The sequence below is a fragment of the Serratia sp. SCBI genome, assembly GCF_000747565.1.
In the GTDB taxonomy this organism is placed as follows: domain Bacteria; phylum Pseudomonadota; class Gammaproteobacteria; order Enterobacterales; family Enterobacteriaceae; genus Serratia; species Serratia ureilytica.
The window spans coordinates 1310218-1323599 of record NZ_CP003424.1 but is presented as its reverse complement, the minus strand read 5'-3'; the positions used below and the strand labels follow the sequence as shown (position 1 = coordinate 1323599).

The following is a 13382-nucleotide window of genomic DNA, read 5'->3' as shown; positions in this document are numbered from 1 at the left end:
AAGCGATTACACCCTCGTCGACGCCAAGAAAGGAACCGTATGACGGAATTTAACCCTATCGACCATCCGCACCGCCGCTTTAACCCGCTGAGCGGCCAGTGGGTGCTGGTCTCACCGCACCGCGCCAAGCGCCCCTGGCAGGGCCAACAGGAGAGCGTCCCCACGGCAACGCTGCCGACGCACGATCCCGACTGTTTCCTGTGCCCGGGCAATGCGCGCGTCACCGGCGATCGCAATCCGGAATATCGCGGCACCTATGTCTTTACCAACGATTTCGCCGCGCTGATGAGCGATACGCCGCCGGCGCCCGACAGCCACGATCCGCTGATGCGCAGCCAGAGCGCGCGCGGCGTCAGCCGGGTTATCTGTTTCTCTCCCGATCACAGCAAGACCCTGCCCGAACTGACGCTGCCGGCGCTGGAGCAGGTGGTCGCCGCCTGGCAGGCGCAAACCGAGGAGCTGGGCAAGCACTACCCCTGGGTGCAACTGTTCGAAAACAAAGGCGCGGCGATGGGCTGCTCCAACCCGCACCCGCACGGGCAGGTCTGGGCCAACAGTTTTCTGCCGAACGAGGCCGAACGCGAAGATCGCCTGCAACACGACTATTTCCGGGAACATGCCTCCCCGCTGCTGCTGGACTATGCGCAGCGCGAGCTGGCCGCAGGCGAACGCATCGTGGTGAACACCGAACACTGGCTGGCGGTGGTGCCCTACTGGGCCGCCTGGCCGTTTGAAACGCTGCTGCTGCCGAAAACGGCGGTGCAGCGCATCACCGATCTCAGCGCGGCGCAAAGCCGCGATCTGGCGCTGGCGCTGAAGAAGCTGACCAGCCGCTACGACAACCTGTTCCAGTGCTCGTTCCCCTATTCGATGGGATGGCACGGCGCGCCGTTCAACGGCGCCGACAACCGGCACTGGCAGCTGCACGCCCATTTCTATCCACCGCTGCTGCGTTCAGCCAGCGTGCGCAAATTTATGGTCGGTTACGAGATGCTGGCGGAAACCCAGCGTGACCTGACCGCCGAACAGGCCGCAGAGCGTCTGCGCGCCGTCAGCGATATTCATTACCGTGAAGCCGGAGCCCAAGCATGAGCCTGAAACCGCTTACCCATTCCCTGTTTACCGAACACTTCGGCTATGCGCCGGCGTTGACCATCCAGGCGCCGGGGCGGGTGAACCTGATCGGCGAGCATACCGATTACAATGACGGCTTCGTGCTGCCCTGCGCCATTGATTACCAAACCGTTATCGCCTGCGCCAAGCGCGACGACCGCCAGATCCGCGTGCTGGCCGCCGATTATCAGAATCAGCAGGATCAATTCTCGCTCGACGATCCGATCGTCAGCCATCCCGACCAGCGCTGGTCCGACTATGTCCGCGGCGTGGTGAAGCACCTTCAGCGCCGTAACGCCGATTTCGGCGGCGCGGATCTGGTGATCGCCGGCAATGTGCCGCAGGGCGCGGGGCTCAGCTCCTCCGCCGCGCTGGAAGTGGCGGTGGGCCAGGCGCTGCAGGCGCTCTATCAGCTGCCGCTGGACGGCGTGGCGCTGGCGCTGAACGGCCAGGAGGCGGAGAACCAATTCGTCGGTTGCAACTGCGGCATCATGGACCAGCTGATCTCCGCGCTCGGCCGGCGCGACAGCGCTCTGCTGATCGACTGCCGCTCGCTGGAGACCCGCGCGGTGCCGATGCCGGACAGCGTGGCGGTGGTGATCATCAACTCCAATGTGCAACGCGGGCTGGTGGACAGCGAATACAACACCCGCCGCAAACAGTGCGAAGAAGCGGCGCGTTTCTTCGGCGTCAAGGCGCTGCGCGACGTCAGCCCCGAACAGTTTGCAGCGCGTCAACATGAGTTGGATCCGTTGGTGGCCAAACGCGCGCGCCATGTCATCAGCGAGAATGCCCGCACGTTGGCGGCGGCCGATGCGCTGGCGGCCGGCGATCTGCAACGCATGGGCCGGCTGATGGCGGAGTCTCACGCCTCGATGCGTGACGACTTTGAAATCACCGTGCCGCCAATCGATCGGTTGGTCGAGATTGTCAAAGCGACCCTCGGCCCGCGCGGCGGCGTGCGCATGACCGGAGGCGGCTTTGGCGGCTGCATCGTCGCGCTGATGCCACAGGACCTCGTGGAAACGGTGCGCGCCGCCGTGGCGCACGAGTATCCGCTGCAAACCGGCGGATTGCGGGAAACGTTTTACGTCTGCCACGCTTCGCAGGGGGCCGGCACATGCTGACGGTGAGCACGGAAGCGGCGCCCGATGGGCAGCCTTACCAGCTGACGCGGCTGCAAAACGCCGGCGGCATGACCGTCACCCTGATGGACTGGGGCGCCACCTGGTTGTCCGCGGTATTACCGCTCACATCCGGCGAAAAACGCGAGCTGCTGCTCGGCTGCCGCAGCGCCGCGGACTATCAACGTCAGGGCGCCTATCTGGGCGCCACCGTTGGCCGTTACGCCAACCGCATCGCCAATGCCAGCCTGCCCATCGACGGTAAATCCCATGCGCTGCTCGCCAATCAGGGCGCGCACCAGTTGCACGGCGGCCCCGACGGTTTTCATGCCCGCCGCTGGCGCCGGGTACAGCAGGATGCGCACCAGGTCTGCTATGCGCTGCATTCAGCGGATGGCGATCAGGGCTTCCCCGGCAATCTCGACGTGCAGGTTTGCTACCGCCTGACCCCCGATAATCGTCTGGAAATCAGCTATCTGGCGCAGGCCGATCGCCCCTGCCCGGTCAACCTGACCAACCACGCCTATTTCAATCTGGACGGCCCCGGCACCGACGCCCGCGCCCAACGGCTGCAGCTGTTCGCCGATCGCTATCTGCCCGTCGACGCCGAGGGCATTCCCTGCGCCGAGCTGACGCCGGTGGACGGCAGCGGCATGGATTTTCGTCAACCGAAAACGCTGCTGCAGGATTTCCTGCGCGATCGCGACCAACAGCGGGTCAACGGCTACGATCACGCCTTTCTGTTGCACCGCATCTGCGGCGCGCTGGAAAGCCCGGCGGCCCATTTATGGTCCGCCGACGGCCAGGTGCAAATGAGCGTGTTCACCGACGCACCTGCGCTGCAACTCTACAGCGGCAATTTTCTGGCCGGCACGCCGGCGCGCGACGGCGGCAGCTATGCCAACCATGCCGGCGTGGCGCTGGAAAGCGAGTTTTTGCCGGACAGCCCGCACCATCCCGAGTGGCCGCAGCCGGATTGCTGGCTGCAGCCGGGGAGCCGCTACCGCAGCGCCACGCATTATCAGTTTTATCCTATCTAACCCGCCATGCCCCTCGCCGTGCGGCCGGGGGCGATTTGTTATAAATGCTTACCTTTTAGCCCTATCCCCCCGCCGGCGCCCACCTTCCCTTATTCCAAAGCGCGCACTACACTCAGGCTACCGTGATAAGCACAACGCCTTGTGCAACGTCACAATTTTCGGCCGATGGCGGCCAATCAATAGCTGAAGGAACACCTATGCGTCTGATTACTGCACTTCCATTGCTGGCGGGCTTAATGCTGAGCACCAATCTGATGGCGGCCGACGCGACGACGGCGACGAAAACGCCTTCGCCGGCGCAGGCGGCCCAACAGAAACGCATGACCGATTGCAACCAGCAGGCATCCACCAAGTCGCTGAAAGGCGCGGATCGCTCCACCTTTATGAGCACCTGTCTGAAATCCGAAGGCGCCGCTGCGACGGGCAAAACCCTGACGCCGCAGCAGCAGAAGATGAAAACCTGCAACGCCGACGCCAAGACCAAGGATCTGAAGGGCGACGCGCGTAAAACCTTCATGAGCAACTGCCTGAAAAAATCGGCCTGATTCTCCCTCTGCCACGGCGCGTCCGAAGCGATTCCGACGCGCCGTTTCTCCCCCTTCCGCCTCAGGCTGAACGATTCAGCTTTTTCCTTTCTCCAGCCCTTACTTTGCGGCAAGAAATTGGCTATGGTTAGACACTATCGATTGCCGAGCCCCGGCCCGCGGCAATATAATGATTTTCGTTATCATTGAAATGTCAGATTATTAAGGAGTTAAGCTATGGCTGTAACTAAGCTGGTTCTGGTGCGTCACGGCGAAAGCCAGTGGAACCAAGAAAACCGCTTCACCGGTTGGTATGATGTTGATCTGTCCGACAAGGGCCGCACCGAAGCGAAAGCAGCAGGCAAGCTGTTGAAAGAAGAAGGTTTCACTTTCGACTTCGCTTACACCTCCGTACTGAAGCGCGCGATCCACACCCTGTGGAACATCCTCGACGAGCTGGATCAGGCCTGGTTGCCAACCGAAAAATCCTGGAAGCTGAACGAACGCCACTACGGCGCGCTGCAGGGTCTGAACAAAGCGGAAACCGCTGAAAAATACGGCGACGAGCAGGTAAAACAATGGCGTCGCGGCTTCGCGGTGACCCCGCCGGAGCTGACCAAAGAAGACGAACGTTACCCTGGCCACGATCCGCGCTACGCTTCACTGAGCGAGCAAGAGCTGCCGCTGACCGAAAGCCTGGCGCTGACCATCGATCGCGTTATCCCTTACTGGGACGAAGAGATCCTGCCACGCATCAAGAGCGGCGAACGCGTGATCGTTGCGGCGCACGGCAACTCGCTGCGCGCGCTGGTGAAATACCTGGATAACCTGAGCGAAGACGAAATTCTCGAGCTGAACATCCCAACCGGCGTGCCGTTGGTGTATGAGTTCGACGAGAACTTCAAACCAACCAAACGTTACTACCTGGGTAACGCCGATGAGATCGCTGCAAAAGCGGCGGCCGTGGCGAACCAGGGTAAAGCGAAGTAATTTCGCCCGTTCACGAAAAAGCCCCCGGTTTTCACCGGGGGCTTTTTTATTTCTGCTGCACCATCGCCTCATTTACCGCATCCAGCCGTTCCTGCATCGCCGGATGAGTGCTGAGCCAGGCAGGCAGCGCCCAGTCATCGGTCTTTTCTCGTTCAGGCGCCTGTGCCAACGCGCGGTAGATCGCCGCCATTTCCGCCAGCGAACGCCCCTGGCGCTGCATTTCCGCTATCGCAAACGCATCCGCCTCACGCTCCATCCCGCGAGAAAACTGCATCTCATTTACGAAGGATGCGGACTGCAGCAACGTGTCGCCGATGCCGCTGACGTCACCCGTCATCCACATCAGCGTCAATGCCACCAGTGACGAGCGCACCAACATGCGCATCGGATGGCGATAAGCGTGATGCCCCATTTCGTGCAGCATCACCGCCGCCAAGCCATCGTCGTTTTTCGACAAGGTGACCAGGCTATCGCTGAGCACCAGCGTGCCGTCCGGCAACATAAAGGCGTTCGGCGCGCCGGGCGCCGCCATCAACTTCAGCGAGAGCGGCGTGCGCTCTTGGCGCATGTCGGCCGGCATCACCTGCCGGAACAGCTGCTGCAGCGCCCGTTGCCGCTCGGCCGGCAGTGCCGAGGGCGCGAAGCCGCTCTGCTCCAAGAACGTCTGCGTATGTTCGCCCAGCTTCTGTTCCACCGAGGTGGGGATGCGCATGGCGATCTCGCTGCTCGCCCACGGCAGCACCACGTAAACGTAAGCCACTACCGCCAGCAGCGTCATCAGCAGCGCCAGGGCGACGCCGCGTTTATGGCGTTCCAGGCGATGCACCCACCCCGGCGAACGGCGCTGATAGAACCAGCGGCGAAAGGCCGCGTCGTCGTCGGGCACAAAGCGCCCGCCCCCCTTGAAGGTGAGCGTCAGCGGAATATTGCCCAGCGCGGCAGAAACGGTGATGTCCGTCAGCGGGATGTAACGCTGTTCATCCTGCCGCTGCAGCGTCACGCCTTCGCCGCTTTCGTTCACCAGCAGACGAGCCGCCTCACGTGCGGCCCGCCCCGGCAACTGATAAGCGCCTTCAAGGATCATCGGCGCCTCAGAAGCTGCCGCCCAGATCCAGCGCCTGCACCGCTTCTTCGGCCACCGCGCTGTTGGCGGTTTCCTGATGCGCCGTAATTTCCAGCAGCGCCAGATCGCCTTCAACCGCCGTGCACGCCGCCAGATAACGGGCATGACGCACTTCCGCCACCGGCGCCGCCAAACCGAGCGAGAACAGGGTAATCAGGGTATTGGTGATCAACAATCCCATGTACGGCAGCGTTTTCATTGAGGAATGCAGCTTGATGTCGCCGTTCAGCCTTGCCTGGTTAAACAGGTAGTTGCGTTGGGCGACAACCTGGTAGCTGCTGGCCACCAGGGCACCGATCAGCAGCACCACCATCATCAGCAGAAGGCTGCTGATATTGTCCAGCACCAGCACATCGATGGCTTCGTTGGTCAACAGGCCCATCAACACCATCTGATAGAGGGTAAAGAAGAACGAACCGATGCACACCAGCGCGACCAACATGAACGGCAGGAATATGAGCAGGCCGATCAAGGCAAATTTGATAAAGGCCGATTTCTTCAGTTCGGCAATAAACGGCGTGTTCCCGAAAAACAGGTTATTAACGTACAAATCATGCTGCAGTGCGCTAATAATGCCGTTTACCGCCGCAAATGCCGGCACAGCCAAAATCAGCGTCAGCACCAGCATAAATGCGATGGCGTTGATGCTGCCAAGACCGCTGCCAATGCCGAGCAAGACGATCAGACCGACATACAGTCCGATAATCAGCAATAACGGGCAGAACAGCAAAGCCCAATAGGCGCGCCCGGTGCGGCAGACATAATTAAAGCGCACGCCGCGATAGCTCGACATAATCGCATTGTAGCGCCAGCTGCGGATAACAATCCACGGCAACAGGGCAAGCAATACCAGCAGCGCCAACAGCCCCAGCAATGGCGTCACCGCCAGCAGGAAATAAAATACGATGATGCCGCCGATCACCAACAGCCGTCCTTTCAGAATTTGCAGCGGCTGCGCATGATAATCGAAACGATCGCCGTCCAATTCCGTGTTGCCGTAAAAATAGCGACGACGACGCACCGTCGCCCAGGCGGAATAGATGCCCAGGGTCAGAGCGGTCAATAACGCGTTGACTAACCAAATAGCGAAGTACTCACCACCTTTCCCATGGAATTTAATCCGGTGCAGCCCCAGCGGCTGCGAGGTATTGTTTGTCATAATTCTTTCATCCTGAAAGGAATAAGGTCATACCACTCCCCACTTATTAGGCCTGCGGGGTTTATGGAATAAAAAAAGCGTCTTATATAAGCACAATGCCGAGAGCGGTGACAATTATTCTTTTATTAAATAGGAATAATGCGAATACGGCCGCCTAATGATTTAATAAGCCTATTGACTGTAGGCCTTAAATTGACAGGAGATATAAAATTTTAAGGTAAATAGAAAAAGGGCCCGCTGGCGAGCCCCTCTTTACGCGATTAACCGCGGCGCGCTTTCACCGCCGCCGCCAGATCGCGCAGCACGGTTTCGGTATCCTGCCAGCCGATGCAGCCGTCGGTGACACTCTTGCCGTAAACCAGCGGCTCGCCGCTTTCGAGGCTCTGGTTGCCTTCCACCAGGTGGCTTTCGATCATTACACCGATAATCGCTTTTTCACCGCCGCCAATTTGCCCGCAAACATCGGCGCTCACGTCCATCTGTTTTTTGAACTGTTTGCTGCTGTTGGCATGGCTGAAGTCGATCATCACCTGCGCCGGCAGCCCCGCTTTGCTCAGACCGGCTTTGACGTCCTTCACATGCGCCGCGCTGTAGTTCGGCTCTTTGCCGCCGCGCAGGATAATGTGGCAGTCACCGTTGCCGCTGGTGTTAACGATCGCCGAGTGGCCCCATTTGGTCACCGACAGGAAGCAGTGCGGCGCGCCGGCGGCGTTGATGGCGTCGATCGCCACCTTGATGGTGCCGTCGGTGCCGTTCTTGAAGCCGACCGGGCAAGAGAGACCAGAGGCCAGTTCACGGTGCACCTGCGATTCCGTGGTGCGCGCGCCGATGGCGCCCCAGCTCATCAGATCCGCCAGGTACTGCGGCGTGATCATGTCGAGGAATTCGCCGGCGGCCGGCAGCCCGCTGTCGTTGATCTCCACCAGCAGCTTGCGCGCCAGGCGCAGGCCGTCGTTGATGTTGAAGCTGTTGTCCATTTGCGGATCGTTGATCAGGCCTTTCCAGCCCACGGTGGTGCGCGGTTTTTCGAAGTACACGCGCATCACCACTTCCAGCTCGCCGCTCAGTTCTTCACGCAGCGCCAGCAGGCGCCCCGCGTACTCTTTGGCGGCTTGGGTATCATGGATGGAGCAAGGGCCAATTACCACCAGCAGGCGATCGTCGCTGCCGCGGAGGATATTGTGAATTGCGCTGCGGGCCTGGGACACCGTCTTTGCCGCGCGTTCAGTGGCCGGGAATTTCTCCAGCAAAGCCACCGGCGGCAGGAGTTCCTTAATATCATTAATGCGTAAATCGTCGTTTTGGTAATTCATAGCTTTTCCATTCGGTATCGTGGGGTATTTCGCAGTGCGTAACGGTGTAGATCCCAACAATCTAGCCTGTGAGAATGGCGCTGTAAATCACCTTTGCCCCCCGCCGCTGGAACCGCCAAATTAACAGCAGATTGTGCTGTTTCATCTGGCGAGCGCAGAGCCTCCTTTTTCGCTATGCTAGCGATCAGAATATAAAGTGACCCGAGTTGAACATGCCCTCTCTGCTATTAGTTGATGACCACCCGGTGGTTCATGTCGCACTGGAAGCGGCGCTAATGAAATCATCCCGCCCCTACCGCCTGCAGGCGGCGCAGGATGACGTACAGGCGCTGACCCTGCTGGCCGAGGCCGCTTTCGGCCTGGTGATCCTGGATATCGGCCTGCCGCAGGTCGACGGGCTGCAGCTGTTGAAAAAAATCCGCCGCCGCTATCCGCAACAAAAGATCCTGATCTACACCGCGCAGGAAGCCGATGTCTATGCGCGCATGGCGCATGCCGCCGGCGCCGACGGTTTCGTCAATAAAGGCAGCTCACTGGCGGAGTTGGTGCAGGCGATAGAGCAGGTGCTGGACGGTGAAATCAGCTTCCCCGCCGCCGCGCTGGCCGAAGAGGCGCCGACGGCGGACGGCGGGCTGCTCACCCCTAAGGAACTCGAGGTGCTGGGCTTGCTGAGCCAGGGGCTGTCCAACCTGCAGATCGCCGACCGGCTGCACATCAGCAACAAGACTGTCAGCACGCACAAAAAAAACATCCAGCGCAAAACCGGCGCCGGCAACCTGCTGGAGCTGGTGGCGGTGTTTAAAGAGCTGGCGCCATGATGCGCCGCGCCCTGCTGCTGCTGATCCTGTGGTGCGGCCTGGCGCAGGCGGCGGAGCCGGTGCGCTATCAGCTGGTCAGCAACCTCAATACCCCCGAGAATATGCTGATCGTCGGCGAGAAAAATCCCTGGCGCGATCGCACACTGCGCGTCGGCATCATCAGTGAGAACACCAGCCCGTACAACATCATCGTGGACGACGATCTGTATGGGCTGAACGCCGACTACCTCGGCTACATTCAGCAGGTGACCGGCATCCGCTTCGCCATTTACGGCTTCGCCGACCTGACCCAGCTGGAACAGGCGCTGCACGACGGCAAGGTCGATCTGCTGTACGGCATCCCGCAGAGCGAAGCGCTGCACGGGCTGGAGATCTCCCAGCCTTACTACATCAGCAACCTGCGCGTATTGCGCGATCGCAGCAACGATAGGCCGGTGATGCTCAATTCCGCCAACGCCCGCGTCGCGATCGGCGCGCTGACCGACATGCAGTCCGGCGGCGCCCTGCAGGCGGTGGCGTCGCAGATCCAGCGCTACGACAACAACCTGCAGGCGGTCTATTCGCTGCTCAACGGCAGCAGCGACTACTTTATCGCCGACGAGGCCAGCGCCAGCTTTATCATCGACCAGCTGCAGCTCGGCCAGCTCTATCAAATTGAAAGCAACGAGAACCTGGGCAACCTGTCCTTCGTGTTCGCCGCCGCCGATCCGCGCCTGATAGAAACACTGGACACCGCCATCGCCGACGCGCCGATGGAACTGATGAATGCCCTGCAGAGCCGCTGGAGCAAAAAGATCCCCAGCTACCTCGATACCGGCAATGCCGATCTGACGACGATGGAGAAGAATTGGGTGGCGAGCCACCGCGTGGTTTACTACGCCGCCATCGAGAACAACTTCCCGTTCGCCTACCGCGGTTCCGACGGCCAGCCGCGCGGCTACGCCATCGATATTCTCAACATCATCGCGCAAAACACCGGGCTGCGTTTCGCGCCGCTGTGGGCGCGCAACGCCGAGCAGGCCGATCAGCTGGTGCAATCCGGCCAGGCCAGCTTCCGCGCCGCCCTGCCGCTGGCGCGCGGCGTCAAGGCGCGCTATGGCGCCAGTATGCCGATCCACCGTTCGCTGTGGGGCGTTTACGTCGGCCAGTATGCCAACGGCGTCTCGACCTGGAGCGATCTGGCCGGCAAGCGCATCGGCGTGCTGCAGGGCGATTTGGCTCAGGGGCTGGTGCCGGAGCAGGAACAGACCGTCAGCTTCGCCGACAGCAAGTCGATGTACGACGCGCTGGCCAACGGCCAGTTGGATGCGCTGGTGGATAACGTCATTTCCGCCAACTTTTTGGCGCTGTCGCGCTATTCCGGCGCGATCAAACTGGCCTTCGCCGCCAACAACATCCCCTATCCGGTAGCCTTCGGCGTACGCCGCGATCAGCCGCTGCTGCTGGCGATCCTCGATAAGAACCTGATGCAGATCCCGGCGGATACCCTGCAATCGCTGCGCGATGAGTGGATCGTCGACCGCAGCAACCTTATCGACGCGGTGAACGACAACCGCATGCCGTCGCAGACCACTTGGCTGCTGGCGCTGTTGGCCGCCGCCACCGTGCTGCTGTTGGCGCTGACGCTGCGCCGTTTCATGCTGCAGCGCCGTGAAAAACGCGAACGCGAAGAGCTCGAGCAGGCGCGCCGCCGCGCCGAAGCGGAAAACCGCATGAAGAGCAAATTCCTCGCCACCGTCAGCCATGAACTGCGCACGCCGATGCACGCCATCCTTGGCCTGCTGGAACTGGAGCTCAAACGCCAACCGGCGCCGGAAGGCCTGCCGGTGATTTACAGTTCGGCCTCATCGCTGCTCAACCTGCTCAACGACCTGCAGGATCACGCCCGACTGGAAACCGGGGCGTTGACGTTGGCGCCAAAACCGGTGGCGCTGCGCCCCTGGGTCGCGCGTATTGACGCCCTTTACCGGCCGCTTATCGGCGAACGGCCGTTGACGTTGAAGGTGACAGCAGATCCGGCGCTGCCGGAGGCGGTGGTCATTGATGGTGAGCGTTTACTTCAGGTGGCTAACAACCTGATAAACAATGCGATAAAGTTCACGACGCGCGGAACCATTCAGGTCGAGGTCGGCTGGCGCGCGCAGGATGAACGACGGGGAGAGTTGCAGTTAACGGTGAACGACAGCGGCTGCGGCATCGCCGCCGATGAGGTAGGCAAGCTGTTTCAACCGTTTTACCGCGCGCGCGGCGCGCAACGCATCTCGGTGCAAGGTACCGGTTTGGGCCTGTCTATCTGCAAAGAAATCGTCGAACAGATGGGCGGCCGCATAGAGCTGCACTCGCAGCCGGGCGTCGGCACCCGCGTCGAGGTAGTGATACCGGTCGAGCTGAGCGGCGACGCGCCGGCTGGCGCTCAGGAGGAGCACACCTTCGCTCTGCCGTCTTCCGCCTTGCGTACCGCGCTGATCGACGATCATCCCACCAATTTGTTGCTGCTGGAACGCCAACTGCGCCACTTCGGGCAGCAACCCGCCCGCTTCGAACAAGGCTATGCGCTGCTGAAGGCCCAGCGCCGGCAGCCGTTTGACCTGCTGTTTATCGACTATAACATGCCGCGCCCGGACGGCCTGACGCTGGCCAGGCTGATCCGGCGCGACGAACAGCGGCTGCAGCGCCCACCTTGCCGCATCGTGCTCTGTTCGGCGGACGTGCAGGAGTTTACCCGCATCCCGCCGGGGCTGGTGGCGATCGATCACTTCCTGACCAAGCCGATTTCGCTGACGGCGATCGGCCAGGTATTGGCTCAGCAACCGCAGGCTCAGGAAGAAAAGTCAGTCCTTACTGACCTACGGCAAACGCTGGCCGACATGGCGGGCGGCGATCGCGCCATGCTGCAGCGGCTGGCGCAGACGCTCGGCGATACGCTGCGGCAAGACCGGCAGCGGCTCGCGGACGCCGTCGCCGCGAACGACTGGCCTCGCCTGGAGCAGGCGGCACACCGCATCAAGGGCAGCCTGCTGATGCTGCAGCTGCCGGAAGCCGCGCAGCTGTGCCAACAGCTGGTGGATACCGCACGTCGGGGCGAGCTTGCCGCCGCCGCTTATACTAAATTAAAGGCGTTAGTGGCGCAGATAGAACCGGAGCTGGACGCTCTGCTCGCCGCCGCCCCCTCTTTCGCTATGCATAAGGATGAATAATGTCGGACACTCCACACGTACACCTGCCGAAAGACAGTAATAGTAAACGCCTACTGACCGCTTTTTTAGTCACCGCCGTCTTTATGGTGGCCGAGGTGGTCGGCGGCCTGTTGTCCGGCTCGCTGGCGCTGTTGGCCGACGCCGGCCATATGTTGACCGACGCTGCCGCGCTGCTGGTGGCGCTGATGGCGGTGCACTTCTCCCAGCGCAAGCCCAACGCGCGCCACACCTTCGGCTACCTCCGCCTGACCACGCTGGCGGCCTTCCTCAACGCCGCGGCGCTGCTGGTGATCGTGGTATTCATCCTGTGGGAGGCGATACGGCGTTTCTTCGAACCGCAGCCGGTGATGGGTACCCCGATGCTGATCATCGCCATAGCGGGGCTGCTGGCGAACCTGTTCGCCTTCTGGCTGCTGCATCGCGGCAGCGAAGAGAAAAATATCAACGTGCGCGCCGCCGCGCTGCATGTGCTGGGCGACCTGCTCGGCTCGGTGGGCGCTATCGTCGCGGCCATCGTTATTCTCGCCACCGGCTGGACGCCGATTGACCCGATCCTGTCGGTACTGGTCTCCTGTCTGGTGCTGCGCAGCGCCTGGCGGCTGCTGAAGGAGAGCTTCCACGAGCTGCTGGAAGGCACGCCGCAGGAGGTCGATATCGCCAAGCTGCAAAAAGACCTGTGCCTGAACATCCCGGAAGTGCGCAATATCCACCACGTACACGTCTGGCAGATCGGCGAACAGAAGCTGATGACGCTGCATGCGCAGGTGATCCCGCCACATGACCACGATGGGCTGTTGCAACGCATCCAGGCTTATCTGTTGCAACACTACAAGATCGGCCACGTGACCATTCAGATGGAGTACCGGCACTGCGAGACGCCGGACTGCGGTATCAATCGGGCGCCGGAGCCGAGTGAACACTCACATGCCGAAGCGCATTCGCACCTGGGGCATCGCCACTAAGCCAAGAGGGCGCCATCAC

11 protein-coding genes are annotated in these 13382 nt (G+C 61.3%); 8 read left to right on the top strand and 3 right to left on the bottom strand.

The features are described from left to right. Positions 1-39 precede the first annotated feature (39 nt). The 5 genes from galT (at position 40) to gpmA (ending at position 4791) form a co-directional block, all read left to right on the top strand. Positions 40-1092 carry a galactose-1-phosphate uridylyltransferase gene (gene galT, locus SERRSCBI_RS06090; protein ID WP_042783874.1) on the top strand — a complete coding sequence of 351 codons (1053 nt, stop codon included), beginning with the start codon at positions 40-42 and terminating at the stop codon, positions 1090-1092. Then, positions 1089-2240: a galactokinase gene (gene galK / locus SERRSCBI_RS06085; RefSeq protein ID WP_042783872.1), complete on the top strand. Its 1152-nt coding sequence runs from the start codon at positions 1089-1091 to the stop codon at positions 2238-2240. Before galT ends, galK begins: the two co-directional genes overlap by 4 nt. Next, positions 2234-3277: a galactose-1-epimerase gene (gene galM / locus SERRSCBI_RS06080; protein ID WP_042783871.1), complete on the top strand. Its 1044-nt coding sequence runs from the start codon at positions 2234-2236 to the stop codon at positions 3275-3277. Before galK ends, galM begins: the two co-directional genes overlap by 7 nt. Before the next feature lie 197 nt (positions 3278-3474). Continuing rightward, on the top strand, positions 3475-3822 hold the full coding sequence (locus SERRSCBI_RS06075; RefSeq protein ID WP_033652343.1) for a PsiF family protein: 348 nt from the start codon (positions 3475-3477) through the stop codon (positions 3820-3822). 216 nt (positions 3823-4038) lie between these two features. Further along, on the top strand, positions 4039-4791 hold the full coding sequence (gpmA, locus tag SERRSCBI_RS06070; protein WP_016928714.1) for a 2,3-diphosphoglycerate-dependent phosphoglycerate mutase: 753 nt from the start codon (positions 4039-4041) through the stop codon (positions 4789-4791). A 46-nt stretch (positions 4792-4837) separates the two neighbouring features. Here gpmA and SERRSCBI_RS06065 read toward each other — a convergent pair whose 3' ends face one another. From SERRSCBI_RS06065 to aroG, 3 genes are all read right to left on the bottom strand, one after another. Then, positions 4838-5875: a M48 family metallopeptidase gene (locus tag SERRSCBI_RS06065; protein ID WP_042783869.1), complete on the bottom strand. Its 1038-nt coding sequence runs from the start codon at positions 5873-5875 to the stop codon at positions 4838-4840. 7 nt (positions 5876-5882) lie between these two features. Further along, positions 5883-7073: a YjgN family protein gene (locus SERRSCBI_RS06060; protein ID WP_042783868.1), complete on the bottom strand. Its 1191-nt coding sequence runs from the start codon at positions 7071-7073 to the stop codon at positions 5883-5885. Positions 7074-7333: 260 nt separating this feature from the next. Next, a complete protein-coding gene (aroG, locus tag SERRSCBI_RS06055; protein WP_025301893.1) occupies positions 7334-8386 on the bottom strand; it encodes a 3-deoxy-7-phosphoheptulonate synthase AroG in 1053 nt (350 codons plus the stop codon). Between the two features lie 212 nt (positions 8387-8598). Here aroG and SERRSCBI_RS06050 point away from each other — a divergent pair, with 212 nt between their 5' ends. From SERRSCBI_RS06050 to zitB, 3 genes are read left to right on the top strand one after another with little or no spacing between them, the layout of a single operon-like run. Beyond that, on the top strand, positions 8599-9204 hold the full coding sequence (locus tag SERRSCBI_RS06050; RefSeq protein WP_042783867.1) for a response regulator transcription factor: 606 nt from the start codon (positions 8599-8601) through the stop codon (positions 9202-9204). Next, complete coding sequence (locus SERRSCBI_RS06045) at positions 9201-12401, top strand: transporter substrate-binding domain-containing protein (RefSeq protein WP_042783866.1); 3201 nt, start codon at positions 9201-9203, stop codon at positions 12399-12401. The genes SERRSCBI_RS06050 and SERRSCBI_RS06045 overlap by 4 nt, the downstream gene beginning before the upstream one ends. Continuing rightward, positions 12401-13363 carry a CDF family zinc transporter ZitB gene (zitB, locus tag SERRSCBI_RS06040; protein WP_033652340.1) on the top strand — a complete coding sequence of 321 codons (963 nt, stop codon included), beginning with the start codon at positions 12401-12403 and terminating at the stop codon, positions 13361-13363. The genes SERRSCBI_RS06045 and zitB overlap by 1 nt, the downstream gene beginning before the upstream one ends. Positions 13364-13382 lie beyond the last annotated feature (19 nt).

What these genes read in the sequence shown, in the direction of transcription:
- galT (WP_042783874.1), top strand. Translation starts at nt 40, where the DNA reads ATGACGGAATTTAACCCTATCGACCATCCGCACCGCCGCTTTAACCCG.
- galK (WP_042783872.1), top strand. Translation starts at nt 1,089, where the DNA reads ATGAGCCTGAAACCGCTTACCCATTCCCTGTTTACCGAACACTTCGGC.
- galM (WP_042783871.1), top strand. Translation starts at nt 2,234, where the DNA reads ATGCTGACGGTGAGCACGGAAGCGGCGCCCGATGGGCAGCCTTACCAG.
- SERRSCBI_RS06075 (WP_033652343.1), top strand. Translation starts at nt 3,475, where the DNA reads ATGCGTCTGATTACTGCACTTCCATTGCTGGCGGGCTTAATGCTGAGC.
- gpmA (WP_016928714.1), top strand. Translation starts at nt 4,039, where the DNA reads ATGGCTGTAACTAAGCTGGTTCTGGTGCGTCACGGCGAAAGCCAGTGG.
- SERRSCBI_RS06065 (WP_042783869.1), bottom strand. Translation starts at nt 5,875, where the DNA reads ATGATCCTTGAAGGCGCTTATCAGTTGCCGGGGCGGGCCGCACGTGAG.
- SERRSCBI_RS06060 (WP_042783868.1), bottom strand. Translation starts at nt 7,073, where the DNA reads ATGACAAACAATACCTCGCAGCCGCTGGGGCTGCACCGGATTAAATTC.
- aroG (WP_025301893.1), bottom strand. Translation starts at nt 8,386, where the DNA reads ATGAATTACCAAAACGACGATTTACGCATTAATGATATTAAGGAACTC.
- SERRSCBI_RS06050 (WP_042783867.1), top strand. Translation starts at nt 8,599, where the DNA reads ATGCCCTCTCTGCTATTAGTTGATGACCACCCGGTGGTTCATGTCGCA.
- SERRSCBI_RS06045 (WP_042783866.1), top strand. Translation starts at nt 9,201, where the DNA reads ATGATGCGCCGCGCCCTGCTGCTGCTGATCCTGTGGTGCGGCCTGGCG.
- zitB (WP_033652340.1), top strand. Translation starts at nt 12,401, where the DNA reads ATGTCGGACACTCCACACGTACACCTGCCGAAAGACAGTAATAGTAAA.